The organism is Immundisolibacter sp., from assembly GCF_050250495.1.
Taxonomy (GTDB): domain Bacteria; phylum Pseudomonadota; class Gammaproteobacteria; order Immundisolibacterales; family Immundisolibacteraceae; genus Immundisolibacter.
In genome coordinates, this window is the sequence record NZ_JBFWOM010000001.1 from 74,949 (window position 1) to 95,843 (window position 20,895).

Genomic DNA, 20,895 nt, shown 5'->3' on the forward strand with positions numbered 1-20,895 from the left:
CACCCGCTCCGCACCGCGTGCACCGCGCACGTCAAGGCGTGAAACAACCGTGCGTTATCGCGGGCCGCGCCGCGCCTGGAAAAAGCCAATCGCAAGACAAATGATGGCCGGCCACGCGGTGAAGAAAAACAGCAGTCCGGGGCCGATCGGGTTCGGATTCGGGTCCGGCCACAGGCCGATCGCCGCGAGCAGCACAATGCCCCACAGCGGCGTCCAGCCGATCAGTACCAGAAACAGGCCAATGCGAAACAGCCGATTGCCAAGGTAGCGACTGGTCATTGGCGATGACTCCGTTGGATGGACGGTTGGCACCAGCACAGATGTGGATCGAAAGAATCGAAAGGCAGACTACGCGTCGCGATTGTCCTTGACCGAAGCCGACGCGCCGCGAGTCTACCTGTGGGAGCGGCGCCCTCGCCGCGAATCGACAACGCACTTCGGCCCGAGGGCGAGCGCGGGGTAGGATGCGGTGAGGCACGAACCGCATCGGTCGAGCCGGCGATCTCACTCCGCACCCGCAATCACAATCGGTTTACCGCCGCCCCAATCCGACGGATAAACACCCATCACCACGTGCCGGTGAAAGCTGGAATGCGGCCAATCCGCCACGCGGGGCACGTAACCGTGCTTCACCGGATTCCAGTGGATGTAATCCACGTGACGCGCATAGTCTGCATCGTCACGAATGCAATGCTCCCAAAACCGCCGTTGCCAGATGCCGCGTTCACCGCGTTTGATCCGGCTTGCCGAACGCCGCTCACCGGGCTTGATGGCCCGCGAGAACGTGGCCTTGATCAAGCCCCAGCGCATCGAGTAATCGGAGTCACCGTCCGGCAAGGACCAGACGCAATGCAGGTGGTCCGGCAATGCCACCACGGCATCCATGTGGAAAGGATGCCGCGCATGCACGGTGCGAAACGCCTCCCCAAGCGCGTCAATCCTCGCAACTAGCAAGTCCGCACCTCGCCGCTCGGCCAACCCGACCGTGAAAAACCAGGTGCCCCCCGCCACACGGGCTCGGCGATAGTCGGTCATGGGGTCTCACTCCGGCAGGCGTTTGTTTCTCGATCGATGCGGTTCGTGCCTCACCGCATCCTACCGCGGGCTTGGTTATGTTTGCCTCACTCACCAAATGCTTTGCAATTTGTTTTGCCCAGTAAGCCATTTGCTTCGCAGCTTAGAAAACCAACCTGACCAACGTCTAGAAGAGTTGTTCTAAGAGATATATTTCTACCAATTTTGGCAGCGTTCTCTTGCAGGGCATTGAGACTAGAGCCTCTAGGGGAAAACCACTTACCAAGATACATTGAAGTTATATCGTCCTCAACAGAACCATCTTCTTTGAACCTAACACCAAGTTTTTCTCTTACCGCATTGAAGTATGCCGTCGCTAGACGAACAGCGCCGTTTCGGCTTACGCCCTTCATTTTATCCATGAATTCTGAATTAAAGTAGGGGGCGGTTATATGTATGACGATTTTCTCTTTTTCGACAGATAGGTCTCCATACGCAATATGGACCATCGATAGATATTGAGCCCCATCTTGGCTGCTAATGAACCCTTCCCTGTAAAGGCTAAAGTTAATATTTATGGGTTCTGAAAAGTGCCTCTCAAGCGCAAGCAGCCCCAAGTCTAATATTGAAGCCTGCTGCGATTTAAATGAATCTAACTCTGATGAATTGGCTATCGAAGCTACTACTAAAAGAGAGAAGGCCAGTGCAATTTTTTTCATAGTGCCTAACGCCGTAAAAGCATAACGCCTGAATGAAGAAGCCCCGCGAAAAGTTATCGGCCTGAGGGAATTTATAGACTGTAGACTCATTGACCGTCACGCGCCCGTCGTTTGATGCCCCAAACCTCGTTGTCTCCAGAGGACAGGACGATCTTTGTGTGGATGCTACACAGATGGCGGACACGATCTTCAGTGAGATCGGTGTAACTAGCTATAGCGCGTGTACTCCGCCAGACATTTGATCCGCCTTGAGAAGTTACCTTGTCAAGCCAAGAAAAGATCCGGCGCTTTTCTCTCCAGGCAATCTCATACTGATTCAAGCGCTCAATGAGCCAAAGCACAAGCCCTGCCGCGGCACCGCCGACAGCACCGATCACGATCCCTGAGAATACGTCGTCCGACATTGGCCCTCCCGCGACCTAATGAGATATGTACACCAGCAAGCGTAGCGTGGGCAAAGGCCGCAGGGCCGTGCCCACGAGGTGACCAATCCTTCGAACGCAAGGCCAAGGTGTTACGTCCATTCCGCGTGGGCACGCTGCGCTTTGCCCGCCCTGCCGGCGGGCGCGGCATCAACTCAAATACGTATCCAACGTCTTGATGATCCGATACGCCGCCGTCAGGGTCGGCACCGGCACGTTGAGTTCCTTGCCCTTGTCGATCAGTGGTTTGATGATCCAGTCGACTTCGGTCTTCTTGCCGCGGCGGACGTCTTCGTGCATGGAGGTGGTGCCGCGGTAGCCCTGGGCCTGCATGCCGCGGCCGAGTTCCATCATCATCTCGACGGCGGCGTCGAAGTCCTCGACGGCGTCGAGCTCCTTGAGCTTGGAGACCGGCGCGTAGAAGTTCTGGGGCGTGTAGCCCATGGCCTTGTATACGGCGAGCGCGTCGCGGCCCACCTGCACGTAATGGGCAGCGCCTTCGGGCACCACGAGACCATCCGGGTAGGCGAGGTCCTTGCCGCCGGCAAGGCAGCTCACGGACCACGCCGCGGCGCCGCAGATCTGCGTGAGTTTTTCCCACAGCACCTGGCGGATGTTGGTGACCGCTTTTGTCCCCATGCCGGCGCGGTTGAAGGCGTCGGCCAGCGCCTCGACGCGCGGCGTGAGCGTGCCGTCCATCTCGCCGACGTAGTTGGTGGTGGGGATGGTCAGGCCGTTGTGCACGTGGCCGGGCTCGACCAGGTGGCCGGCCTCGATGGTGGAAAAGCCGATCACGCGGGCGGGGTCGCCGAGCCACTTGGTCAGAATCTCTTCCTTCACCACGTTGTTCTGGAAGGACAGCGCGGTCTTGATGCGGTCCTTGAGGCAGTTGGCGCCTTCGAGCGCGGCGTCGGTGTCCTTGCCCTTGACGCCGAGGATCAGGTAGTCGAACTCGCCCTCGGCGTCCTTGGGATCGGCCACGGCGGTGAGCGGCGCGCGGATGATGTGCTCGCCGCGGATGCCGGTGAGCTTCAGACCGTTCCGGCGGATGGTGTCCGCATGCGCCGGGCGGGCGATGAGCGTGACTTCCTCTCCGGCCAGCGCCAGCGCGGCGCCGAATACCGAACCCAATCCGCCCGCGCCCAGCACGCAAACTCGCATCGTCGTCTCCCGATCAGTGGCTGTGTGAGAAGGTGGGCCCGGCGGATGATCCGTCAGGCGAGATCGTAAAAGCGCGCGGCGTTGCCGCCCAGCACGGCGGCCTTGGCGGCGTCGTCGATGGCGGGGTTGCCGAGCAGTTCGTCGATTTCCTCGCGGATGGAGTCTTCGTTGACCTCGTGCGGGAAGTCGCTCGAAAACACGAACGCGTCCGGCCCGTAGGCGTCGATGGCATACGCCAGCGTCGCCTCGTCGCCCTCCACGCCCACGAACATGCGCCCGCCGGCGAGGTACTCGCGCAGGCGTGCCCGCAGCGCGCGGCCGTCCTTGACCTGCACGTAGCGGCCTTGCGGGTCGTACGGCGTGAAGGCGGAAAACGAGCCCGGCAGGCGCTCCATCATCAGCAGCAGCCAGGCGAGGCCGCCTTCCATGTAGCCGAAGCGCGCCCGCGGATAACGATCCAGCACGCCGTGCAGGACCATGTCCACGGCCTGGATGGTGATGGCGAACGGGTGCCCCAGCGCGTGCGTGCCGGCGAACACCTGCTGATGATTGAGGCCCAGGTCCGGGTGCGCGCCGCCGTGCACGGCGAGCGCGCAGCCGAGCGCGTCCGCCACCTCGTACACCGGCGCGTAGACGCTGGAGCCGAGCAACTGCGGCAGGCCGGTCGGCGGCAGCATGGCGCCCTTCATGCCGAGTTTGGTGACGGCGCGTTCAAGCTCGCGCGCGGCGGCGGCCGGATCCTGCAGCGGGATCAGCGCCATGCCGTGCAGGCGCCGGTCGGCGGCCATGTAGTCCTCGGCGATCCAGTCGTTGTAGGCCTGGCAGGCGCCGATGGCCAGATCCGGATCGGTGAGCCGGCCGTAGGCCAGCGCGATGGTGGGGAACATCACCGCTGCCGCAAAGCCGGCGCGGTCCAGAAACGCCCGCCAGCCCTGCACGCCCGGGTCCTGAAACGAGCCTTCCAGGCTGACCCAGGCGCCGTGGTGCAGGTGGTCCAGCTGCGGAAAGGGCCCCAGCAGGCGCACGAAGGCGCTCTCGCGCAAGCGCCCCGGCATGCGGCGCACGATGCCGGCGATGTCGTCGAACACGTGGCCGTCGCCATCGATGATGCGGGCGGGCTGGTTCATGCGGGGCTCCTCCGGGTGGTGCCGACGCTCCGTGTCAGGCGGCGGTGTCGTCTCCGGTCAACTGGCGGCCGAGGTTCTCGGTGAACTCGCGCAGCACCTGCTCGGTCTTCTTGCGCACCACGGGCTGCCCGAACTCGCCGAGCTTGCCCAGGATGTGCGTGTCGCTGTGCAGGTACAGCTCGCTGCCGTCCGCATGCTCGGTCACGATGAGCGTGGCGCGGCTCTTGATCTGCCCCGGCACGCGGCGGTCCTTGGCCTCGCCCAGAAACCGCAGCGTGCGCGTGGCGGCGTCTAGCAATTCCACGGTGACGAGGCCGCCGAGTTCAAGCGCGATCGGCCCGACCTTGATGCGCAGCGCGCCGGCGTAGCGGTCTTCTTCCTCGCGCGCTACGCGCACTACGCCGGGGATGCACAAGGCAACGGTTTCAATGTTTTCTAGAGCAGCCCATACCGTGTCGACCGTGGCGGGCAGTGTGGAGCGAAATTCGAATTCCATGTGGGTCCGTGAGGATCAGGCGCGCGTGGCGCGGGCGGCGGCTTCGGCAAGCGCGCGGCGGGTGAACACGACCGCCATGTCGCGCTTGTAGGCGGCGCTGCCGCGAAGGTCATCGAGCGGGTCGACGGCGTCGCGGGCGAGCTGCGCCGCGGCGGCGATGGCCTGCGGTGTCGGCATCTCGCCGACCAGCGCGGCGCCGACGGCATCAGCCAGCACGGGAATGGGCGCCGCCGAACCGATGCCGACGCGCGCCTGCGCGACCTTGCCGCTGCCATCCAGCGCGACCAGCGCGGCCACGGACACGGCGGCGTAGTCGTCCGCGCTGCGCGGCAGGAACTTCTGGTACGACCAGCCGGCGCCGGCCGGCGGCAGCGGGGCGGTGACCTCGGTGAGCACTTCGTCCGGCCCCAGACCCGTGGTGTAGAAGTCCTCGAAGAACTCCGCCGCCGCGATCTGCCGCGTGCCGCGCGCCGAGCGGGCGTGCACGGTGGCGCCCAGCAGCTTCCACACCGCCGGCGCGTCCATGGCCGGATCGGCGTGGGCGAGGCCGCCGCCGACGGTGGCGGACATGCGGATGCGCACCGTGGCCACATGGCCGTAAGCCGCGGCCAGCAGCGGCTGGGCGCGCTGCACGGCGGGGTCGGTTTCCATGCGGCGGTGGCGCACGAAGGCGCCGGCGCGGATGCCGTTGCCGTCCACGGCAAGGCCGTCCAGCCCCGGCACGTGTTGCAGGCTGATCAGCACCGCCGGCTGGACAAGCTCCTGCTTCATGAGGTTCAGCAGACCGGTGCCGCCCGCCAGCAGCTTGGCGTCGCTTCCGTATTCGGCCAGCAGCGCGCACACGCCGTCGAGACTGTCCGGCGCCTTGAAGTCGAAGCCCCTCATGGCGCGTCTCCGGCCACGGCCTGAATGGACCGCACGATGCCGTAGTAGCCCGTGCAGCGGCACAGGTTGCTCATCATCCAGCCCTTGATGGCGGCCTCGTCGGGGTGCGGGTTGTGTTCGAGCAGCGTCTGCGCGGCCATGAGCTGGCCCGGCGTGCACATGCCGCACTGAAAGCCGCCGTGATCGATGAAGGCGCGCTGGATGGGTTTCAGATCCTCGCGCCCGGCGAGGCCTTCGACCGTGACGACCTGCGCACCGTTGGCCATGGCGGCGAGCGTGAGGCACGAGCTCACCAGCCGGCCGTCGAGGCGCACCGTGCAGGCGCCGCACACGCCCACGCTGCACCCTTCCTTGGTGCCGGTGAGGCCGACGTCGTAGCGCAGAAAGTCCACCAGCAGTCGGTTGGCGGGCACCTCGCCCTGCCAGGGCTCGCCGTTGATATGCAGTGACAGCGTCACCGTGGCGTCGGACATTGGCCTCCTCCTTGCCGTTCGTTTGGTTGCCGTTTTGGCCATGATAATGTGCCAGCGCAGCCCATGAACCGAATAAAGAGCGAGGAGCGAACCGATGGCGCACAAATTCGTCGGCCGGCCCACGGCCCGCATGGAAGGGCCGGACAAGGTGACCGGCGCCGCCCGTTACGCCGCCGACTACGTGCTGCCCGGCATGGCCTGGGGCCGCATCCTGCGCAGCCCCTACGCGCATGCGCGCATCGTGAGCATCGACACCTCGGCGGCCAAGGCGCTGCCCGGCGTGTACGCGGTGCTGACCGGCAAGGAACACCCCTACTACACCGGCCGCGCCATCCGCGACCACGCGGTGCTGGCGGTGGACACGGTGCGTTTCGTCGGCGATCGCGTCGCCGCCGTGGCGGCGGCCACGCGCGATCTCGCCGAAGAGGCGCTGTCGCTGATCGAGGTCGAGTACGAGGAGCTGCCGGCGGTGTTCGACGTGGACGCCGCGCTGGCGCCCGGTGCGCCGCTGGTGCACGCGGAGCCCAAGTCCTACGCCGGCGCCTTCACGCACCCGGCGGAGCCCGCGCTGCCCAACGTGTGCGGCTACATGCGCTGGCAGCACGGCGAGCTCGACGCCGGCTTCGCGGCGGCGGATCAGGTGTTCGAGCACACCTTCCACACGCCGACCGAGCATCACGGCTACATCGAGCCGCACGCCGTGCTGGCGGACGTGAAGCCGGACGGCCGCGGCGAGGTGTGGGCGTCCAACAAGAGCCCGTACATGCTGCGCGCGCAGCTCGCTGCCTGCTTTGGCGTGGAGGGCGCCGGCATCAAGCTGCACAACCTGCACATCGGCGGCGACTTCGGCGGCAAGGGCTCGCAGATGGAAGCGCCGGTGGCGTATCTGCTGTCGCGCGAGGCCGGCCGGCCGGTGAAGCTCGTGATGAGCTACACGGAAGAGCTGATGGCCGCCAACGCCCGCCACGCCGCGCGCATCGACATCCGGACCGGCGTCAAGCGCGACGGCACCATCACCGCCATGCACGTCGACCTCAAGTTCAACGGCGGTGCCTACGGCGCCTACAAGCCGATGCCGAACCTGAACCTGCACGGCGCCGACCAGGCGGCGAGCTGCTACCGCGTGCCGGCCATCGACATCCACAGCACGGTCGTCTACACCAACACCATCCCCGGCGGGCACATGCGCAGCCCCGGCTGCCCGCAAACCATGTTCGCGGTGGAGGCGCAGTTCGACATCATCGCCCGCGCGCTCGGCATGGACCCGGCCGAATTCCGCCGCCGCAACGTGCTGCAGCCGGGCGATGCCTCGGCGACCGGCGTGCAGTGGCCCACCGTGCGCGCGGCCGAGACGCTGGAGGCGGCGCTGCGCGAGTCGGGCTATTTCGAGCGCCGCGGCAAGGAGCCGAACGTCGGCTTCGGCATCGCCATGTACGAGCGCGGCGTGGTGGGCGGCGATTCGAGCTGCGCGCTGGAGCTTGCAACCGACGGCCAACTGACGGTGGTGCTGCCCATCGGCGACCCCGGCCAGGGCACGTTTACCGCCGTGCAGCAGTTCGTCGGCGAGGCGCTCGACATGCCGCCCGCCGAGGTGCGCATCCGCATTGCCGACACCGACGAGCTGCCGTTCGACTTCGGGGTCGGTGGCTGCCGCACCACCTACGCCGTCGGCCAGACGGTAATGAACGCCATTGCCGCGCTGCGCGAAAAGCTCGCACCGGTCGCCGCGCAGGCGCTCGGCTGCGCGCCGGACGTGCTGGCCTGGGAGGGCGGGCAAGTGAGCGCGGGCGGGCGGGCACTCACGCTGGCGGAGCTTGCCAAACTGGCCGGCGAGCCGGTGCGCGCGCAGGTGTATCAGAAGATCGGGCTGTTCCCGGAGCAGCCGGACACCAATTTCACCGCGCAGGTGGCGGAAGTGGCAGTCGATCCTGAAACCGGGCAGGTCACCGTGCGCCGCATCACGAGCGCACACGACGTCGGCACCATCGTGAACCCGGTCGGCCATCAGGGCCAGATCGAGGGCGCCATGCTGATGGGCCTCGGCTTCGCGCTCATGTCCGAGCACCGTATGGAAGATGGCCAGCCGCTGGCGCTGCATCTGGGCGACTACAAGATCCCGTGCATCGCCGACATCCCGGAACTGAAAACGGTGCTGCTGGAGCGCCCGGAAGGCCCCGGCCCGTTCAACTGTGGCCCGATCGCCGAGGCCGCCAACGTGCCGGCGCCGGCGGCCATAGCCAATGCCGTGGCGGATGCCATCGGGGCCCCCGTCATGCAACTGCCGGTGAGCGCCGAGCGGGTGTACGGGCTGCTGGCTGGGCGGGCGGTGGCGGCGTGATGCGGCGCGCTGAACGCTAGCCCAGAGAAGGTTATATTTATGTATAACTTTCGAGGTAATGCCATGCACACTGCCAATCTGCGCAAAGTCGGCGGCTCGGTCATGCTCGCGGTGCCGCGGGGCATGCTGGATGCGCTGCACCTGTCCGCCGGCAGCACCGTGGGTCTCGCGGTCGAGAACGGCCGTCTGGTGGTGGAGCCGCAGACCCGGCCGCGCTACACGCTGGACGAACTGCTGGCGCAGTGCGACGCGTCGGCCGAGCCTGGCGAACAAGATCGGCAGTGGCTGGACGTCGAGCCGGTGGGCCATGAGCTGCCGTGATGGAGCGCGGCGACGTTTACCTCGTGTCGCTCGACCCCACCTCCGGCCATGAGCAACAGGGGACGCGGCCGGTGTTGATCGTGTCGCCCGGTGCCTTCAACCGATTGACCAAGACGCCGGTGGTGCTGCCGATCACGACTGGTGGCAATTTCGCGCGCACGGCGGGTTTTGCCGTGTCGCTGATGGGCGCCGGCACACAAACCACAGGCGTGGTGCGCTGCGATCAGCCGCGTGCGCTAGACATCGGCGCCCGCCGCGGCCGCAAGCTAGAAAGCGTGCCGGCGCGCGTGATGGACGACGTGCTGGCGAAGCTCGCGGTTCTTCTCGAATAAGGCGTGTTCCGCAGGAACCAGCCGCAACACACAAGGAGCCCACCCGTGGCCGTGATCATGATCTCCACCCAGCACGTGAAGGACTGGGACCTGCTCGCCGAGTACCGCAAGGGCGCCGGCCCCATCGTGCGCCGCCACGGCGGCGAGCTGCTCGGGCGCAGCAACGCGCCGGACACGCTGCACGGCGAGGCGGTGGACTCGGTGGTGGTGTTCCGTTTCCCGGACCGCGCCGCGGTCGACGCGTGGCTCGCCGACCCCGACTACCAGCCGCTGAAGCAAATCCGCGATCAGGCCGCACAGATGAGCCTGATCCTCATCGACGCCGTGTAACGGAATGCTGAAAAATTCCGTCCCTGGAATTTTTCAGCTCGCTGCTGCGCGGAACATGCCCGCGCAGCGCTCCGTGAATCAATGTCGTACGACCTTGCTTCACGCCGGGGCATCCTGCCCCGGGCAGGAAGCGCTGAATACCTCAGCGCTTCCTTAGCCACATCACCCCACGGAGGAACCCAACCATGGCCAGCAAGATTCCGTTCACCAAATCCGAAGCCAAGGCCTGGGCCAAGGCGACCATCCGCGACTGGTACGACTGCCCATGCACGCCGTTCAAGGCGGACGACAGCCTCGACGAGGACGGCCTGCGGCGTAACGTCGAGCACTTCGTCGAGATCGGCGAGAGCGGCCTTGTGATGGGCGGCTTCGTCGCCGAGTGCTGGAACATGTCCGTCACCGAATGGATGCGCTACCACGAGGTGGTGGCCGAGGCCGCCGCCGGGCGCGTGCCGCTGCACACCATCATCTTCGACCAGAGCGTCCATCAGGCGATGGAGAAGCTGAACTACGTCGAGAAGCTCGGCTACGTGGCGGCGGAGGTGATCACGCCCATCGTGCAGCTGCGCTCGGACCAGGAAATCTACGACTACTTCAAGTACCTGGCCGACCACTCGAATCTCGCGCTGCTGTTCTACCGCTCGATGGTGGCGGGACACCTGATCAGCCTCGATCTGTCGCGGCGCCTGTCCGAAATCCCGTCCTACGTCGGCATGAAGCAGGGCAGCCTCAACCACGACGACAGCCTCAAGCTGCGGCGCATGGTGGGCGACGACTTCATCGTGTCGGACCCGTTCGAGAACCACTGGCTGAACGACCTGCGCCACGGCGGGCAGGTGATCTACGGCGCCTTCGCGCACATCCTGTACGGCAAGAAGCGCGGCCTGCTGGAGCAGTACACGGCGCTGGCGCGTGCCGGCGAGTGGGAAAAGGCGTATGCCGTCTCCGAGCAACTGCAGCCGCTGCGAGATTTCTACGACCAGATCATGTTCGCGCCGCTGTCCGGCAACTTCACCTACGCCACCACGCTCGGCAACCTCAAGGTCTGCTACGAGGCGCTCGGCATGGCCGGCGGCGTGATGCGCTCGCCCATCCGTCAGGTGGCGCCCGACAAGCGCGAGTGGATCCGCGGACGGATGCAGGAACTCGGAATCGTCTGAGGCAGTGCCTTCAAGGCCAGGAGGTGCGTATGGGCTTGCTCGATTCGTTGGTGGGTGGCTTGTTGGGTGGCGGCGCGGCCGGCGGTGGCGGGAATGCTGCCCTGCTGAACGCTGTGGTCGGCATGTTGGCCAACGACGCCCCGGGCGGGGGCCTCGGCAATCTTGTGTCGAAGTTCCAGCAGGGCGGCCTTGGCGACGCAATCGCGTCCTGGATTTCCACCGGACAGAACGCGCCGGTGTCCGCAAGCCAGTTGCAGAACGTGCTCGGCGGCGACACCGTCAGCCAGCTCGCGCAGCAGCTCGGATCCTCGCAAGGCGACCTGCTGGGCCAGTTGACGCAGCTGCTGCCGCAGATCGTCGACCGCCTGACGCCGCAGGGCCAGGTGGGGCAAGGCGGCCTTGGCAGCGCGGCGGATCTGATCAGCGCGTTGACACGCCGATAGGTGCGCCTGCGGTTCCCGGCGCTTTGCCGAGGCCGCCGTCAGCCGGTCAAGGCACGTCCAACACCATCATGGTGTTGGTGTGCCCGGTTCCCGGGCGATCGCCCTTGGTCACCAGCACGCGCTGGCCTTTATCCAGCAGGCCGCGTTCCTTGAGCCGCGCCAGGGCGTCGCGGGCGACCTGATCGTAGGGCAGCGCGCCGCGGTCGAACTCCACTGCCGTCACGCCGCGCGCCAGTGCCAGGCGGCGGCGCGTGCGCGGCTGCTCGGTCATCGCAAAGATCGGCACACCGTGCAGCAACCGCGACAGCAGCAGCGCCGTGTGGCCGGAATCGGTCAGCGCCACGGCGGCGCTGATCTGCGCGTTGCGCGCCACGTACATGGCGGCCATGGCGATGGTCTCGTCGGAGCGATCGAAGTGGCTCGACATGCGCTCCGCCGAGCGCTCGGTCACCGGATAGCGCTCGGCCCCGAGGCAGATGCGCGCGACGGTCTCCACCACCCGCACCGGGTGGGCGCCGACCGACGTTTCGGCCGACAGCATCACCGCGTCGGTGCCGTCCATGACGGCGTTGGCGACGTCGAGCACCTCGGCGCGCGTCGGCACCGGGTTCTCGATCATCGATTCCATCATCTGCGTGGCCGTGATGCAGGGCCGGTTCAGCTCGCGGGCGGCGGCGATGATGCGTTTCTGCACGCCGGGCAGCTGCGCATCGCCAATCTCGACGCCCAGATCACCGCGCGCCACCATCACGGCGTCGGCCGCCTCGACGATGCTGTCGAGCGCGGCCACGGCCTCGGTGCGCTCGATCTTGGCGACGATGCGCGCGTGGCCGCCGGCGCCGCGCAGCAGCTCGCGCGTGAGCTCGATGTCGAGCGCCCGGCGCACGAACGACACGGCGAGGTAGTCCACCTCCAGCGCCGCCGCCGTGACGATGTCCTCGCGGTCCTTGGCGGTCAGCGCGCCGGCCGACAGCCCGCCGCCCTGTTTGTTGATGCCCTTGTGGTTCGACAGTTCGCCTCCCGCCTCCACCTCGCAGTGCACCGCCTCGCCCTGCACGTCCAGTACGCGGAGCTGGATGAGGCCGTCGTTCAGCAGCAGGCGGTCGCCGGGCTGCACGTCTTTTGCCAGTTCCGGGTAGTCGGTGCCGACCGCGTCTTGCGTGCCGTCGTGTTCGCCAAGCGCGCCGTCGATGCAGAACCGCGCACCGGTTTCGAGCAGCACCGGCCCGCTGCGAAAACTGCGCACGCGCACCTTGGGGCCGGACAGATCGGCCAGCACGGCCACGTCGTGGCCGAGATCCGCCGCCGCGGCGCGCAGCGCGGCGATGCGCCGCTCGTGGTCCTCGCGCTTGCCGTGCGAGAAATTGATGCGGGCCACGTTGAGGCCTGCGCTCAACAGCTCGTGCAGGACGCCGGGGGGGTCTGTGGCCGGGCCCAGCGTGGCGACGATGCGGGTTTGGCGTTGATGCGTCATGACGACTCCGCGGACAGGGCGCCGGCGACGTCGGCCGGCGTGTTCAGATTCGTGAAAGCGTGACGGTCGGCAGCAAAATCCACGCCGAGCCAGCCAATGTCGTCGAGCAGGCCCCGCAGGCTGCGCCGCCCGGCGTCGAGCGCCGCGGTGACCGCCCCGAGCGCCGTGCCCGGCAGCAGCACGCACGCGTAGTGATGGTGCTCGCCGTCGAACGGCACGCGTGCCCGGCAATCGTCCTGCGGCGCCGCGCCGAGCAGCCGTGCGCGAAGATCGAGCGGTACGAACGGCATGTCGCACGGCACCGCGAGCAGCCAGTCGGTGGCGCAGGCGGCGAGGCCGGCGCGTATGCCGGCCAGCGGTCCCGCGTCCACGTAAGGGCCGTCGGTCAGGGGGTCGAAGCCGAGCGCGCGGTAGCGATCGAGGGACCGGTTCGCGCTCAGCAGCAGCGCGTCCACCTGGCCCGCAAGACGTGCGGCGACCTGCTGCACCAACGGCGTGCCGCGAACGTCGAGCAGGCCCTTGTCGATGCCGCCAAGGCGGCTGCCACGGCCACCGGCCAGGATGAGACCGGTAAGCGTGCGCCGGTGCGCCGAGTGCGTTGCGGGGTGACCGTGCATGAACCGTCGCGCTATCCTGTTGCGCTGTCTTCGCGCACCGCGGGAGGCGGCCGGCGCGCAGCCGCGCAACACAGCCCTCCACAACGATGTCCCATCATACGCTCGACGCCCGCTACCTCCTGTGTCCGCTGCCGGTGCTGCGCACTCAGGCAAGAATCCGCGATCTGGCGCCCGGCGACGTGCTGGAGGTGCAGTGCACGGATCATGGCGTGCTGGCGGACATCCCGGCCTGGTGCCGTATCAACGGCCACCGGCACATCGACAGCTACGAGCGTGACGGCGTGGTGACCATCATTCTGGAGGTGGGCGGCGATGCCGACAGCCAACGCGCCGGCTGAGGGCGGGAGCCGCTATCAGGCGGGCCGCCGCGTCACGCTGATCGCGGCCGGCATCAACCTGTTCCTGGCGGTGATCAAGTTCGCGGGCGGCGTGTTCGCGCACTCGCAGGCGCTGATCGCCGACGCCATCGACTCGACTTCCGACCTGTTCAGCGACATGGCGGTGCTGTACGGCGCCCGCCAGGGCAGCCGCGCGCCAGACACCAAGCACCCCTACGGCCACGGCCGCGTGGAGACGCTGGTGTCGGTGTTTCTCGGCACCGTTCTGCTGGCGACCGCCGCCGGCATCAGCCTGCGCGCCGCTCAGCGCCTGCTGGACCCCGCACCCATCCTGCCGCCGGCGCCGGCGGCGCTCGCGGTGGCGGTGATTGCCATTGCGCTCAAGGAGTGGATCTACCGCTACACGCTGCGCGTGGGGCGCGAGACGCGCTCGCGCATGCTGGAGGCAAACGCCTGGCACCAGCGCACGGATTCGATCTCCTCGCTCGTGGTGCTGCTCGGCGTCGGCGGCAGCCTGCTCGGCATGCCGTACCTTGACCCGGTGGCGGCGATCGGCGTGTCGGTGCTGATCGCCCGCGTCGGCTGGGAACTGCTGTGGCAGTCGGTGTCGGAGCTGACCGACGCCTCGCTGTCGCGCGAGCGCGTGGCGGCCATCCGCAAGGCGATTCGCGGCATCGAGGGCGTGCGCGACCTGCACCTGCTGCGCACGCGTCAGGCCGGCCCGGACGCGCTGGTCGACGTGCACGTGCAGGTGAACCCGCACATCAGCGTGTCCGAGGGCCACCGCATCGCCGAGCACATCCGCGAGCGCCTGATCCATGACCTCGACGAGGTCAGCGACGTCCTGGTGCACATCGACACCGAGGATGACCAGAACTTCGAGCGCGGGCGCACGCTGCCGCTGCGCGCCGACGTCGAGGCGCGGATTCGCGGCGAGCTGGTCGGCCTTGCGGGTGCGCAGGCGGTGCAGCGCGTGCTGCTGCACTACGATGCCGACCGCATCGGCGTCGAGCTGCACCTGCCGCTGGCGGCGGCTCAGGACGCAGCCGACGCGAACTCGCTGGCCGCGCGCCTGCGCGAGGCGACGCTACGCGTGCCGAACGTGGCGGACGTCGCCGTGCATTTCGTCACCTGACACCGAGCCGCCCATGTCCGGCAACACCTTCGGTCGCCTGTTCACGGTCACCACGTTCGGCGAGAGCCACGGCGCGGCGCTCGGCGCCGTCATCGACGGCTGCCCGCCCGGCCTGCCGCTGACCGAGGCCGACATCCAGCCCGATCTCGACCGCCGCCGGCCGGGCACCTCCCGCTACACCACGCAGCGCCAGGAAGCCGACGAGGTGGAGATCCTGTCCGGCGTGTTCGAGGGCGTGACCACCGGCACGCCGATTGGCCTTCTGATCCGCAACACCGACCAGCGCTCGCGCGACTACGCGGCCATCAAGGACAAGTTTCGCCCCGGCCACGCCGACTACACCTACCAGCACAAATTCGGCCGGCGTGATTACCGCGGCGGCGGGCGGTCGTCGGCGCGCGAGACGGCGGCGCGCGTGGCGGCCGGCGCGGTGGCGCGCAAGTTCCTTGCCACGCGCGGGGTCGTGATCCGCGGCTATCTGGCGCAGATGGGCGACGTCGCGCTTGAGCTTCGGGACTGGGCGGCGGTGCACGTGAACCCGTTCTTCTGCCCAGACCCCGCCCGCGTGCCGGAACTCGAAGCGCTCATCACGCAATTGCGACGCGACGGCGACTCGGTCGGCGCACGCGTCACCGTGCTCGCGCATGGCGTGCCGCCGGGGCTCGGCGAGCCCGTGTTCGATCGCCTGGATGCCGACATCGCGCACGCCATGATGGGTATCAACGCCGTCAAGGGCGTCGAGATCGGCGCCGGTTTCAGCGTGGTGACGCAGAAAGGCAGCGAGCACCGCGACGAAATCACGTCGGCCGGCTTCCTGTCGAACCGCGCTGGCGGCGTGCTGGGCGGCATCTCGAGCGGGCAGGACGTCGTCGTCAGCCTGGCACTGAAGCCCACCTCCAGCATCCGCCTGCCGGGCCGCACGGTGGACGTGCACGGCGCCGACACGGATATCGTGACCACCGGCCGCCACGACCCGTGCGTGGGCATCCGCGCGGTGCCCATCGCCGAGGCCATGCTGGCGCTGGTGCTGATGGATCACCTGCTGCGCCAGCAGGCGCAGAACAGCGGCATCGATCCCGTCACGCCCGTCATCCCCGGCGCCGTTGACGACTGACGCCGCGCCGCGGCTGCCCTACTGGCGCCTGTCGGCCTTTTACCTCAGCTACTTCGCCATCCTCGGCGCCATGGTGCCGTACTGGACGGTATTCCTGCGTGCGCGCGGCATGAGCGCGCTCGAAATCGGCCAGCTGATGGCAGTCGGCACGTTGACGCGCATCCTCGCGCCGTGGGCCAGTGCCTGGGTGGGCGACCGGGTGCCGCGACGCATCGTGGTAGTGCGCGTGTGCGCACTGCTGATGACGGTGATCTTCTGCGGCATGTTCGTGGCGCGCGGCTTCTGGCCGGTGGCGCTGGTCACGGCGGCGTTCGGGTTCTTCTGGAACGCCGCGCTGCCGCAGTTCGAGATCGTCACGCTGCGCCACCTCGGCGGCGCCGGGAACCTGTACGGGCGCATCCGCCTGTGGGGCTCGGTCGGTTTCATCGGCGTGGTGCTCGGCGGCGGCTGGCTGCTGGAGCGCGCCGGCATCGACCTGCTGTTGGCGGTGCTGGTGGTGACCATGACCGGCACGCTGCTCGCCAGTCTGGTGGTGCCGGACCGCCCGGCGCCGCCCGCGGTGCAGGCCAGGGCCTCGCTGCGCGGGGCGCTGCGCAGCCCGGCCGCGGTCGGGTTTCTCGCTGCCGCGTTCCTGATGCAGGCAAGTCACGGGCCGTACTACGGCTTCTTCTCGATCCTGCTCGAAGACCTCGGCTACACGCGCAGCACCGTGGGTGCGCTGTGGGCGCTCGGCGTGGTGGCGGAGGTAGGCATCTTTCTCGCGCTCGCCCGATTGCTGCCGCGCATCGGCGCCGCGCGGGTGTTCCTCGCGAGTCTGCTGCTGGCGGCGCTGCGCTGGCTGATCATCGGCCACGGCGCGGCCAGCATGCCGTGGCTACTCGCGGCGCAGGTGCTGCACGCGGCGACGTTTGGCGCGTTTCACGTGGCGGCGCTGGCCCAGGTGCAGCGGTTCTTTCCAGCGGCGCTGCAGGGTCGGGGGCAGGCGCTCTACAGCGGCCTGTGCATGGGCGGCGGCGGGGCGCTCGGCGGCGTGGCGAGCGGCTATCTGTGGGACGCGGCCGGTGCGGCGCGGGTGTTCGAACTCGCGGCGGTCACGGCGCTGGTCGGCGCGTGCCTGTGGGGGCTGCTCAGCCGGCCCGGCGCAAGCGACGCAAACCCGGCAACGGGATGACCTGACCTACGGTCGTCCGGGCCGCGGCCGGCGGCGCCAACGGCAGCGCGAACGCGGCGCGCACGGCCCGGTCGATGGCATCCATCAGTCGCACCGTGTGCAGGTCCGTGGCGGGTTCTTCGAGCACCTTTTCGCGCAGCGGCTGTAGCGCCGCGAGCGTGTTTTCGGCCAGGAGCGGAGCCCGGATGTGGTAGCATCGATTGGCTTTGTAGACCGCCCGCAACAACTCTTTCAGCAGCCTGTCGTGCAGTCCTGTGGCCAGCAGCAGGTCGGCCGGTTCCTTGGCGTCACGGTTCACCGGCAGGTGACAGGTGCCGAGGTGATTTTCGAGCCGGATGGCCAGTTCGCGAAAGGTCATGTCGGGGTTTGGCGGTGTGGGGAATCCCCCGGGGCAATCCCCAGGCGGCGCTATTGTTAAAGCCGTTTTCCGCCCTTGTCGAGCCGGCGACCGGCACAGACCCGCTGGCGGCTGAAACGGATTTCGACTCACGTTCACACGGTGCATGCAATGGCCGGCAAGACGCTCTACGACAAGCTGTGGGATGCCCACGTCGTGCACACCGAGCCCGACGGCTCGGTGCTGCTCTACATCGACCGCCACCTGATCCACGAGGTGACCTCGCCGCAGGCCTTCGAGGGCCTGTCCCTGTCCGGCCGCCGGCCGTGGCGCACGGTGGCAAACCTCGCCGTGGCCGACCACAACGTGCCGACCACCGACCGCAGCGTCGGCATCGCCGATCCGGTGTCGCGCGAGCAGGTCGAGACGCTCGACCGCAACTGCGCCGAGTTCGGCATCACCGAGTTCCGGATGAATGACCCGCGCCAGGGCGTGGTGCACATCATCGGCCCCGAGCAGGGCGCAACGCTGCCCGGCATGACGGTGGTGTGCGGCGACTCGCACACCGCCACGCACGGCGCCTTCGCGGCGCTGGCGTATGGCATCGGTACGTCGGAAGTCGAGCACACGCTCGCCACCCAGACGCTGCCGCAGCGCAAGTCGAAGAACATGCTGATCCGCGCCACCGGCCGCCTGCCGGCGGGCGTGTACGCCAAGGATCTGATCCTGGCCATCATCGGCGCCATCGGCACCGCGGGCGGCACCGGCTACGCGATCGAGTTCGGCGGCGAGGCGGTGCGTGCGCTGTCCATGGAAGGCCGCATGACGCTGTGCAACATGGCCATCGAGGCCGGCGCGCGCGTGGGCCTGGTGGCGGTGGACGACACCACCGTCGACTACGTGCGCGGCCGGCCGTTCGCGCCGCAGGGCGAGCTGTTCGAGCGCGCCGCGGTGGCCTGGCGGGAGCTGGTTTCGGACGCCGACGCGCCGTTCGACCGCGTGGTCGAGATCGACGCCGCGCGTCTCGTGCCGCAGGTGACCTGGGGCACCTCGCCCGAGATGGTGCTGCCGGTCGACGGCCGCGTGCCCGACCCGGTCGCCGAGGCCGACGCCGCCCGCGCCGAGGGCATGCGCCGGGCGCTCGCCTATATGGATCTCGCGCCCGGCACGCCGCTGGCCGACGTGGCCATCGACAAGGTGTTCATCGGCTCGTGCACCAATGGCCGCATCGAGGATTTCCGCGCCGCGGCGGCGGTGCTCAAGGGCCGCAAGGTAGCGGACAACGTGCGGCTTGCGCTCGCCGTGCCGGGCTCGGGCCTGGTCAAGCAGCAGGCCGAGGCCGAGGGGCTGGACGCGATTTTCCGCGCCGCCGGCTTCGAGTGGCGCGAGGCCGGCTGCTCGATGTGCCTGGCCATGAATGCCGATCGCCTGGAGCCCGGCGAGCGCTGCGCGTCCACGTCCAACCGCAACTTCGAGGGCCGCCAGGGCCAGGGCGGGCGTACCCATCTGGTCAGTCCGGCCATGGCGGCTGCGGCCGCGGTGGCGGGACATTTCGTCGACGTGCGTCAACTGGGAGGTTGAAACCATGCGTGCTGTGAAACTGCTCATCGCCGCCGGCGTGCTGCTGACGCTCGGCGCCTGCAACACCATCAACGGGATCGGCAAGGACATTCAGCGCGGTGGTGAGGCCATCCAGAAGTCGACGAACTGAGCCCGATCGCTGACATCGAGACGCCATGGATAAATTCACTACTGTCGACGGCGTGGTGCTGCCGGTCGACCGCGCCAACATCGACACCGACGCCATCATCCCGAAACAGTTCCTGAAGTCGGTCAAGCGCAGCGGCTTCGGGCCGAACCTGTTCGACGAGTGGCGCTATCTGGACCACGGCGAGCCGGGGCAGGACTGCTCGGGCCGGCCGCTGAACCCGGATTTCGTGCTGAACCAGCCGCGCTACGCGGGGGCCGAGGTATTGCTCGCGCGGCGCAACTTCGGCTGCGGGTCCAGCCGCGAGCACGCCGTGTGGGCGCTGGTCGGCTACGGCATCCGCGCCGTGATCGCGCCGAGCTTTGCCGAGATCTTCTACAACAACAGCTTCAAGAACGGCCTGCTGCCGGTGACGCTGCCGGAAGACGTCATCGATCGGCTGTTCGCCGAGGTGGCGGCGACCGCGGGCTACCGGCTCACGGTGGATCTCGAAGCGCTTGCGGTGCGCACGCCGTCGGGCGAGCGGTTTGCGTTCTCGATCGACGCCGACCGCCGGCATCGCCTGCTGAACGGCCTCGACGACATCGGGCTCACTTTGCAGCACGCCGACGCCATCAGCGCCTACGAGGCGCGCCGTGTGGCCGAGGCGCCGTGGCTGTTCCCGGATCGGGCTGGAGCGTGCTCATGACCTACAAGATCCTGCTGCTGCCGGGCGACGGCATCGGCCCCGAGATCGTTGCCGAGGCCGAGAAGCTGCTGCTGGCGGCAGGCGACAAGTTCGGCCTCGATTTCAGCTTCACGCGCGGCCTCATCGGCGGCAGCGCCATCGATGCCAGCGGCGTGCCGCTGCCGGATGAGACCGTCGCGCTGGCGCGGGCGGCCGACGCCGTGCTGCTGGGCGCGGTCGGCGGCGAGAAATGGGACCGCGGCCCCGCGCACCTGCGCCCGGAGCGCGGCCTGCTCGGCATCCGCAAGGCGCTCGGCCTGTACGCCAACCTGCGCCCGGCGCTGCTGTTCCCGCAGCTCGTCGGCGCCTCGACGCTGAAATCCGACGTGGTTGCCGGGCTCGACATCGTCATCATCCGCGAGCTGACCGGCGGCATTTACTTCGGCGAGCCGCGCGGCGTCGAGACGCTGACAGACGGCACCCGCATCGGGTGCAACACCATGGTCTACACCGAGGCCGAGATCGAGCGCATCGGGCGCACCGGCTTTGACATCGCGCGTCGGCGCGGCCGGCGTCTGTGCTCGGTGGACAAGGCCAACGTACTGGAAACCAGCCAGCTGTGGCGCGAGGTCATGGTGCGCATCGCGGCCGACTACCCGGACGTCGAGCTCAGCCACATGTACGTGGACAACGCCGCCATGCAGCTGGTGCGGGCACCGAAGCAGTTCGACGTGGTGGTCACCGAGAACCTGTTCGGCGACATCCTGTCCGACTGCGCCGCCATGCTGACCGGCTCCATCGGCATGCTGCCGTCGGCGTCGCTGAACGAGACCGGCTTTGGCCTGTACGAGCCGGTGCACGGCTCGGCGCCGGATATCGCCGGCCAGCAGAAGGCGAATCCACTCGCGACGCTGCTGTCGGTGGCCATGCTGCTGCGCTATACGCTGGGCGAGGCGGCGGCCGCCGATGCGGTCGAACAGGCCGTGGCGAGCGTGCTGCAACAGGGCCTGCGCACGGGCGATATCGCGCTGCCCGGCGAGCGGGTGCTCGGCACCGCGCAGATGGGTGATGCCGTGGTCGCCGCATTGCGCGGCGGTGTTTGAAAGGGAAGAT

26 protein-coding genes are annotated in these 20,895 nt (G+C 68.0%); 14 read left to right on the plus strand and 12 right to left on the minus strand.

Features of this window, described 5'->3' with window-relative positions; all coding sequences use genetic code 11:
- Window positions 1–54 precede the first annotated feature (54 nt).
- The 9 genes from AB7F93_RS00385 to AB7F93_RS00425 form a co-directional block, all read right to left on the minus strand.
- On the minus strand, window positions 55–279 hold the full coding sequence (locus AB7F93_RS00385; RefSeq protein ID WP_428300886.1) for a hypothetical protein: 225 nt from the start codon (window positions 277–279) through the stop codon (window positions 55–57).
- Between the two features lie 225 nt (window positions 280–504).
- Window positions 505–1,035 (minus strand): REP-associated tyrosine transposase, encoded by a 531-nt coding sequence (locus tag AB7F93_RS00390; RefSeq protein WP_428300887.1) that lies wholly within the window; start codon window positions 1,033–1,035, stop codon window positions 505–507.
- Window positions 1,036–1,121: 86 nt separating this feature from the next.
- A complete protein-coding gene (locus AB7F93_RS00395) occupies window positions 1,122–1,733 on the minus strand; it encodes a hypothetical protein (protein ID WP_428300888.1) in 612 nt (203 codons plus the stop codon).
- Window positions 1,734–1,819: 86 nt separating this feature from the next.
- Entirely contained in the window at window positions 1,820–2,137 is a 318-nt protein-coding gene (locus tag AB7F93_RS00400) for a hypothetical protein (protein ID WP_428300889.1), read from the minus strand.
- A gap of 168 nt (window positions 2,138–2,305) precedes the next feature.
- On the minus strand, window positions 2,306–3,316 hold the full coding sequence (locus AB7F93_RS00405; RefSeq protein ID WP_428300890.1) for a ketopantoate reductase family protein: 1,011 nt from the start codon (window positions 3,314–3,316) through the stop codon (window positions 2,306–2,308).
- Between the two features lie 53 nt (window positions 3,317–3,369).
- Window positions 3,370–4,443 (minus strand): amidohydrolase family protein, encoded by a 1,074-nt coding sequence (locus AB7F93_RS00410; RefSeq protein ID WP_428300891.1) that lies wholly within the window; start codon window positions 4,441–4,443, stop codon window positions 3,370–3,372.
- 34 nt (window positions 4,444–4,477) lie between these two features.
- Window positions 4,478–4,939 carry an SRPBCC family protein gene (locus AB7F93_RS00415; protein ID WP_428300892.1) on the minus strand — a complete coding sequence of 154 codons (462 nt, stop codon included), beginning with the start codon at window positions 4,937–4,939 and terminating at the stop codon, window positions 4,478–4,480.
- A gap of 15 nt (window positions 4,940–4,954) precedes the next feature.
- A complete protein-coding gene (locus tag AB7F93_RS00420; RefSeq protein WP_428300893.1) occupies window positions 4,955–5,824 on the minus strand; it encodes an FAD binding domain-containing protein in 870 nt (289 codons plus the stop codon).
- The gene (locus AB7F93_RS00425) at window positions 5,821–6,297 is read right to left on the minus strand and encodes a (2Fe-2S)-binding protein (protein WP_428300894.1); all 477 of its coding nucleotides are present in this window, start codon (window positions 6,295–6,297) and stop codon (window positions 5,821–5,823) included. The genes AB7F93_RS00420 and AB7F93_RS00425 overlap by 4 nt, the downstream gene beginning before the upstream one ends.
- A 94-nt stretch (window positions 6,298–6,391) precedes the next feature.
- On the opposite strand from AB7F93_RS00425, the gene AB7F93_RS00430 reads away from it, so the two are divergent.
- From AB7F93_RS00430 to AB7F93_RS00455, 6 genes are all read left to right on the plus strand, one after another.
- Window positions 6,392–8,635, plus strand: coding sequence for a xanthine dehydrogenase family protein molybdopterin-binding subunit (locus AB7F93_RS00430; RefSeq protein ID WP_428300895.1), 2,244 nt, complete (start codon window positions 6,392–6,394; stop codon window positions 8,633–8,635).
- A 63-nt stretch (window positions 8,636–8,698) separates the two neighbouring features.
- Complete coding sequence (locus AB7F93_RS00435; protein ID WP_428300896.1) at window positions 8,699–8,956, plus strand: AbrB/MazE/SpoVT family DNA-binding domain-containing protein; 258 nt, start codon at window positions 8,699–8,701, stop codon at window positions 8,954–8,956.
- Window positions 8,956–9,288 carry a type II toxin-antitoxin system PemK/MazF family toxin gene (locus AB7F93_RS00440; protein WP_428300897.1) on the plus strand — a complete coding sequence of 111 codons (333 nt, stop codon included), beginning with the start codon at window positions 8,956–8,958 and terminating at the stop codon, window positions 9,286–9,288. Before AB7F93_RS00435 ends, AB7F93_RS00440 begins: the two co-directional genes overlap by 1 nt.
- A 45-nt stretch (window positions 9,289–9,333) precedes the next feature.
- Window positions 9,334–9,618: a DUF1330 domain-containing protein gene (locus AB7F93_RS00445; protein ID WP_428300898.1), complete on the plus strand. Its 285-nt coding sequence runs from the start codon at window positions 9,334–9,336 to the stop codon at window positions 9,616–9,618.
- A gap of 185 nt (window positions 9,619–9,803) precedes the next feature.
- On the plus strand, window positions 9,804–10,778 hold the full coding sequence (locus AB7F93_RS00450) for a dihydrodipicolinate synthase family protein (RefSeq protein ID WP_428300899.1): 975 nt from the start codon (window positions 9,804–9,806) through the stop codon (window positions 10,776–10,778).
- 29 nt (window positions 10,779–10,807) lie between these two features.
- On the plus strand, window positions 10,808–11,221 hold the full coding sequence (locus AB7F93_RS00455) for a YidB family protein (RefSeq protein ID WP_428300900.1): 414 nt from the start codon (window positions 10,808–10,810) through the stop codon (window positions 11,219–11,221).
- A 46-nt stretch (window positions 11,222–11,267) separates the two neighbouring features.
- Here the strand turns inward: AB7F93_RS00455 and pyk are convergent, their stop codons facing one another.
- Both pyk and mobA read right to left on the minus strand, forming a co-directional pair.
- On the minus strand, window positions 11,268–12,695 hold the full coding sequence (gene pyk / locus AB7F93_RS00460) for a pyruvate kinase (protein WP_428300901.1): 1,428 nt from the start codon (window positions 12,693–12,695) through the stop codon (window positions 11,268–11,270).
- A complete protein-coding gene (gene mobA, locus AB7F93_RS00465) occupies window positions 12,692–13,312 on the minus strand; it encodes a molybdenum cofactor guanylyltransferase MobA (protein ID WP_428300902.1) in 621 nt (206 codons plus the stop codon). Before mobA ends, pyk begins: the two co-directional genes overlap by 4 nt.
- Window positions 13,313–13,398: 86 nt before the next feature.
- Between mobA and AB7F93_RS00470 the strand changes: the two genes are divergently transcribed.
- The 4 genes from AB7F93_RS00470 to AB7F93_RS00485 are packed head-to-tail and all read left to right on the plus strand — an operon-like array spanning window position 13,399 to window position 17,070.
- On the plus strand, window positions 13,399–13,650 hold the full coding sequence (locus AB7F93_RS00470) for a sulfurtransferase TusA family protein (protein WP_428300903.1): 252 nt from the start codon (window positions 13,399–13,401) through the stop codon (window positions 13,648–13,650).
- Window positions 13,625–14,785: a cation diffusion facilitator family transporter gene (locus AB7F93_RS00475; RefSeq protein WP_428300904.1), complete on the plus strand. Its 1,161-nt coding sequence runs from the start codon at window positions 13,625–13,627 to the stop codon at window positions 14,783–14,785. The genes AB7F93_RS00470 and AB7F93_RS00475 overlap by 26 nt, the downstream gene beginning before the upstream one ends.
- 13 nt (window positions 14,786–14,798) lie before the next feature.
- Window positions 14,799–15,899 (plus strand): chorismate synthase, encoded by a 1,101-nt coding sequence (gene aroC, locus AB7F93_RS00480; protein ID WP_428300905.1) that lies wholly within the window; start codon window positions 14,799–14,801, stop codon window positions 15,897–15,899.
- On the plus strand, window positions 15,889–17,070 hold the full coding sequence (locus tag AB7F93_RS00485) for an MFS transporter (RefSeq protein ID WP_428300906.1): 1,182 nt from the start codon (window positions 15,889–15,891) through the stop codon (window positions 17,068–17,070). The genes aroC and AB7F93_RS00485 overlap by 11 nt, the downstream gene beginning before the upstream one ends.
- Here the strand turns inward: AB7F93_RS00485 and AB7F93_RS00490 are convergent.
- A complete protein-coding gene (locus AB7F93_RS00490; protein WP_428300907.1) occupies window positions 17,027–17,428 on the minus strand; it encodes a hypothetical protein in 402 nt (133 codons plus the stop codon). The two genes, AB7F93_RS00485 and AB7F93_RS00490, sit on opposite strands and share 44 nt — an antisense overlap.
- A gap of 150 nt (window positions 17,429–17,578) precedes the next feature.
- Here AB7F93_RS00490 and leuC point away from each other — a divergent pair, with 150 nt between their 5' ends.
- The 4 genes from leuC to leuB are packed head-to-tail and all read left to right on the plus strand — an operon-like array spanning window position 17,579 to window position 20,885.
- Window positions 17,579–18,988, plus strand: a complete 1,410-nt coding sequence (gene leuC, locus AB7F93_RS00495) for a 3-isopropylmalate dehydratase large subunit (protein ID WP_428300908.1) — start codon at window positions 17,579–17,581, stop codon at window positions 18,986–18,988.
- Between the two features lie 4 nt (window positions 18,989–18,992).
- Window positions 18,993–19,118 (plus strand): entericidin A/B family lipoprotein, encoded by a 126-nt coding sequence (locus AB7F93_RS00500; protein ID WP_428300909.1) that lies wholly within the window; start codon window positions 18,993–18,995, stop codon window positions 19,116–19,118.
- 25 nt (window positions 19,119–19,143) lie between these two features.
- Complete coding sequence (gene leuD / locus AB7F93_RS00505; RefSeq protein WP_428300910.1) at window positions 19,144–19,803, plus strand: 3-isopropylmalate dehydratase small subunit; 660 nt, start codon at window positions 19,144–19,146, stop codon at window positions 19,801–19,803.
- On the plus strand, window positions 19,800–20,885 hold the full coding sequence (gene leuB, locus AB7F93_RS00510) for a 3-isopropylmalate dehydrogenase (RefSeq protein ID WP_428300911.1): 1,086 nt from the start codon (window positions 19,800–19,802) through the stop codon (window positions 20,883–20,885). The genes leuD and leuB overlap by 4 nt, the downstream gene beginning before the upstream one ends.
- The last annotated feature ends 10 nt before the right edge of the window (window positions 20,886–20,895 follow it).

Coding starts and splice junctions, on each gene's coding strand:
- AB7F93_RS00420 (WP_428300893.1), bottom strand. CDS start 5,824: ATGAGGGGCTTCGACTTCAAGGCGCCGGACAGTCTCGACGGCGTGTGC.
- AB7F93_RS00395 (WP_428300888.1), bottom strand. CDS start 1,733: ATGAAAAAAATTGCACTGGCCTTCTCTCTTTTAGTAGTAGCTTCGATA.
- AB7F93_RS00475 (WP_428300904.1), top strand. CDS start 13,625: ATGCCGACAGCCAACGCGCCGGCTGAGGGCGGGAGCCGCTATCAGGCG.
- leuD (WP_428300910.1), top strand. CDS start 19,144: ATGGATAAATTCACTACTGTCGACGGCGTGGTGCTGCCGGTCGACCGC.
- AB7F93_RS00450 (WP_428300899.1), top strand. CDS start 9,804: ATGGCCAGCAAGATTCCGTTCACCAAATCCGAAGCCAAGGCCTGGGCC.
- AB7F93_RS00385 (WP_428300886.1), bottom strand. CDS start 279: ATGACCAGTCGCTACCTTGGCAATCGGCTGTTTCGCATTGGCCTGTTT.
- AB7F93_RS00410 (WP_428300891.1), bottom strand. CDS start 4,443: ATGAACCAGCCCGCCCGCATCATCGATGGCGACGGCCACGTGTTCGAC.
- pyk (WP_428300901.1), bottom strand. CDS start 12,695: ATGACGCATCAACGCCAAACCCGCATCGTCGCCACGCTGGGCCCGGCC.
- leuB (WP_428300911.1), top strand. CDS start 19,800: ATGACCTACAAGATCCTGCTGCTGCCGGGCGACGGCATCGGCCCCGAG.
- mobA (WP_428300902.1), bottom strand. CDS start 13,312: ATGCACGGTCACCCCGCAACGCACTCGGCGCACCGGCGCACGCTTACC.
- AB7F93_RS00470 (WP_428300903.1), top strand. CDS start 13,399: ATGTCCCATCATACGCTCGACGCCCGCTACCTCCTGTGTCCGCTGCCG.
- aroC (WP_428300905.1), top strand. CDS start 14,799: ATGTCCGGCAACACCTTCGGTCGCCTGTTCACGGTCACCACGTTCGGC.
- AB7F93_RS00390 (WP_428300887.1), bottom strand. CDS start 1,035: ATGACCGACTATCGCCGAGCCCGTGTGGCGGGGGGCACCTGGTTTTTC.
- AB7F93_RS00425 (WP_428300894.1), bottom strand. CDS start 6,297: ATGTCCGACGCCACGGTGACGCTGTCACTGCATATCAACGGCGAGCCC.
- AB7F93_RS00430 (WP_428300895.1), top strand. CDS start 6,392: ATGGCGCACAAATTCGTCGGCCGGCCCACGGCCCGCATGGAAGGGCCG.
- AB7F93_RS00490 (WP_428300907.1), bottom strand. CDS start 17,428: ATGACCTTTCGCGAACTGGCCATCCGGCTCGAAAATCACCTCGGCACC.
- AB7F93_RS00500 (WP_428300909.1), top strand. CDS start 18,993: ATGCGTGCTGTGAAACTGCTCATCGCCGCCGGCGTGCTGCTGACGCTC.
- leuC (WP_428300908.1), top strand. CDS start 17,579: ATGGCCGGCAAGACGCTCTACGACAAGCTGTGGGATGCCCACGTCGTG.
- AB7F93_RS00415 (WP_428300892.1), bottom strand. CDS start 4,939: ATGGAATTCGAATTTCGCTCCACACTGCCCGCCACGGTCGACACGGTA.
- AB7F93_RS00440 (WP_428300897.1), top strand. CDS start 8,956: ATGGAGCGCGGCGACGTTTACCTCGTGTCGCTCGACCCCACCTCCGGC.
- AB7F93_RS00455 (WP_428300900.1), top strand. CDS start 10,808: ATGGGCTTGCTCGATTCGTTGGTGGGTGGCTTGTTGGGTGGCGGCGCG.
- AB7F93_RS00400 (WP_428300889.1), bottom strand. CDS start 2,137: ATGTCGGACGACGTATTCTCAGGGATCGTGATCGGTGCTGTCGGCGGT.
- AB7F93_RS00435 (WP_428300896.1), top strand. CDS start 8,699: ATGCACACTGCCAATCTGCGCAAAGTCGGCGGCTCGGTCATGCTCGCG.
- AB7F93_RS00405 (WP_428300890.1), bottom strand. CDS start 3,316: ATGCGAGTTTGCGTGCTGGGCGCGGGCGGATTGGGTTCGGTATTCGGC.